4 protein-coding genes are annotated in these 2,985 nt (G+C 63.1%); all 4 read left to right on the forward strand.

What is annotated here, in order from left to right:
- Positions 1-454, forward strand: a 454-nt coding sequence (locus tag AC1DUU_RS27795) for an ABC transporter permease subunit (protein ID WP_476786572.1), incomplete at its 5' end; no start/stop codon positions are given.
- Positions 455-466: 12 nt separating this feature from the next.
- Positions 467-1,120, forward strand: coding sequence for an amino acid ABC transporter permease (locus AC1DUU_RS27800; RefSeq protein ID WP_476786573.1), 654 nt, complete (start codon positions 467-469; stop codon positions 1,118-1,120).
- A complete protein-coding gene (locus AC1DUU_RS27805) occupies positions 1,113-1,835 on the forward strand; it encodes an amino acid ABC transporter ATP-binding protein (protein ID WP_476786574.1) in 723 nt (240 codons plus the stop codon). Before AC1DUU_RS27800 ends, AC1DUU_RS27805 begins: the two co-directional genes overlap by 8 nt.
- 7 nt (positions 1,836-1,842) lie before the next feature.
- On the forward strand, positions 1,843-2,985 hold a 1,143-nt coding region (locus tag AC1DUU_RS27810; protein WP_476786575.1), incomplete at its 3' end, for an NAD(P)/FAD-dependent oxidoreductase.

The raw sequence follows: 2,985 nt of genomic DNA on the forward strand, positions 1-2,985 counted from the left end.
GTTCCAGATCTACATGGCCCATTTCGGCCTCGGCAATTTTGGCATCCACCTGAGCCCGTTCGTTGCGCTACTGGTCGGCATCGCCTTCAACAATGCGGGCTATCTGGCCGAGAATTTTCGGGGTGCGCTGAAGGCGATCCCTGACACCCAGGCGCGTGCCGGGCGCTCGCTCGGCATGACCTCATTGCAGGCTTTCCGGCTGATCGTGCTGCCGCAGATGCTGCGTATCGCCTTCCTGCCCGCTACCAACCAGATGGTATGGGCAATCCTGATGACTTCGCTTGGCGTCACAGTCGGCATGAGCACCGACCTGGCGGGCGTCACGCAGGCGCTGAATGCTCTCTCTTTCAGAACCTTTGAGTTCTTCGCGATCGCCGCGGTGATCTACTACATCATCGCCAAGGCGGTGACTCTGGCCGCCCGGGCATTTGCCTCGCGCATGTTCCGCTACTGAGAGAGGCAAGAGATGTTCAACACTGCCCTCACCTGGGGTGACCTCGCCTTCCTTGCGCAAGGCGCCGGGATGACGCTTGCCGTCACCGCCGTCTCTGTCGCCGCCGGCACTGTGCTCGGTATCCTGTTTGGCGTCATCCGCTTCCAGCTCGGCCCTTACTGGGCCGCGCCGCTGACCTTCGTGCTCGACGTATTCCGCTCAGTGCCCCTGCTGATCCAGCTGGTGCTCGGCAATGCGCTTCAGGCCATCATGAAACTGGGTTGGGCCCCGTTCACGACCTCCTGCGTGGTGCTGTCGCTCTATACGGCCGCCTATTGCACCGAGATTGTGCGCGGGGGCATTGAATCGGTGCCTGGAACCACCCGCCGCGCCGCCCGCTCGCTCGGCATGAGTTGGTCGCAGGACATGCGCTATATCGTGGCGCCGCTCGCCATTCGCGTTTCGCTTCCTTCGTGGATCGGGCTGACGCTAGGCGTGATGAAGGATTCGGCGCTGGTGCTCTGGCTGGGGCTGATCGAGCTGCTGCGCGCCTCGCAGATCCTCGTAACCCGCCTGCAGGAGCCGCTATTCATCCTGCTGATCTGCGGCGCCATCTACTTCATCATCAGCCTTCCCATCGCCCGACTTGGYGGGTATCTCGAGAAACGGTGGTCCCCCAATGATTGAGATCGAAAACGTCCGCAAATCCTTCGGCCAGCTGGAAGTCCTCAAGGGCATCGACCTCACCGTCAAGAAGGGCGAGGTCGTTACCATCATCGGCGGTTCCGGTTCGGGCAAGTCGACGTTGCTTACCTGCATCAACGGCTTGGAGGCGATCGCTACCGGCCGCGTGGTGATTGACGGCACCGACGTCCACGCCAAGGGCACTGACCTCAACAAGCTGCGCCAGAAGGTGGGTATCGTCTTCCAGCAATGGAACGCCTTCCCCCACCTGACCGTGCTGGAAAATGTGATGCTTGYGCCGCGCAAGGTGCTTGGCCTGCCCAAGGAACGAGCAGAAGAGATCGCGGTTAAGCAGCTGACCCATGTAGGTCTCGCCGAGAAGCTTTCGGTCTATCCGAACCGCATGTCGGGCGGCCAGCAGCAGCGCATGGCGATTGCGCGTGCGCTCGCCATGTCGCCCACATACATGCTGTTTGACGAGGTGACTTCGGCGCTCGACCCAATGCTGGTGGGCGAGGTGCTGGACACGCTGCGCATGCTGGCGTCCGAAGGCATGACCATGATCTGCGTGACGCACGAGATGAAGTTCRCGCGCGAGGTTTCCGACCGCGTCGCCTTCTTCCATCAAGGCGTCATGGCGGAGATCGCGGCGCCGGAACAGTTGTTCGATGCGCCACAGCATCCCGAGACCAAGAAGTTCCTGGCCGCAACGCATTGAGGGCATGATGAAAGAGCAGGCGCAAGCCGACGTCATCGTTATCGGGGCAGGGGTCGTCGGGCTTTCGGCGGCGATTGCCGCGCAGGGGCGGGAACTGTCCGTCACGGTGCTGGATCGCGAAGGGCCAGCTGCTGGCGCCTCGACTGGCAATGCCGGAGCCTTCGCCTTCACCGATATCCTGCCGCTAGCGTCACCGGGTATCCTGAAAAAGGCGCCGAAATGGCTGCTCGACCCGCTCGGGCCGCTTTCGGTGCCTCCTGCCTATGCCTTCCAGATCGCGCCGTGGATGTTCCGTTTCTGGCGGGCCTGCTCGGCGAAGCACGTGGCACATTCGACCACAGCCCAGACGGCGTTGATGGACCTGTCCAAGGCCGAGCTTGAACCCTTCCTGCGCCAGACCGGCACGGCACCGATGCTGCGCAAGGAGGGTAATCTCCAGGTCTATGAAGGCGAGGGTGAACTCAAGGCGTCGCTGCCGGGTTGGCAGGCGCGCGAAGAGCATGGGATCGAGTTCCATCACCTCAATGCATCCGAAATGGCCGAGATCCAGCCGGGGCTCGCCACGCGCTTCACCCACGGGACGTTCACGCCGGGGTGGTTTTCGATTTCCGATCCTAGACTCTATGTGCTGGCACTTGCCGAACATTTCCTCACGTCAGGCGGTACCATCGAGCGCGCCGAGGTGACAGCATTGCGTCGGGTCGAGGGCGGGGTCGAGGTCGTGACATCCGACGGAAGCGTCCGTCGTGCCGGCAAGGTGGTGCTGTCCGCCGGTGCCTTCTCGCACCGGATCGCCAAGACCCTTGGGGAGAGCATCCCGCTGGAAACCGAGCGTGGCTACAACACCACGCTTCCGTCTGATGCCTTCGACGTGCGCACGCAGGTCACGTTCGGCGGCCACGGCTTCGTCATTACCCGCCTGTCGACCGGTATCCGCGTGGGTGGCGCTGTGGAGCTCGGCGGACTGAAGCTGCCGCCGAATTTCCGCCGATCCGAGGCCATGCTGAAAAAAGCGCAGGCCTTCCTGCCGGGCCTCAAGCCAGACGGCGGCGTGCAGTGGATGGGCTTTCGCCCGTCGCTACCGGACAGCCTGCCGGCCATTGGCGCGGCGCGCGCCACCGAGCGGGTCATTTACGCATTCGGTCACGGC

Source organism: Aminobacter sp. P4_H6_2, assembly GCF_056400805.1.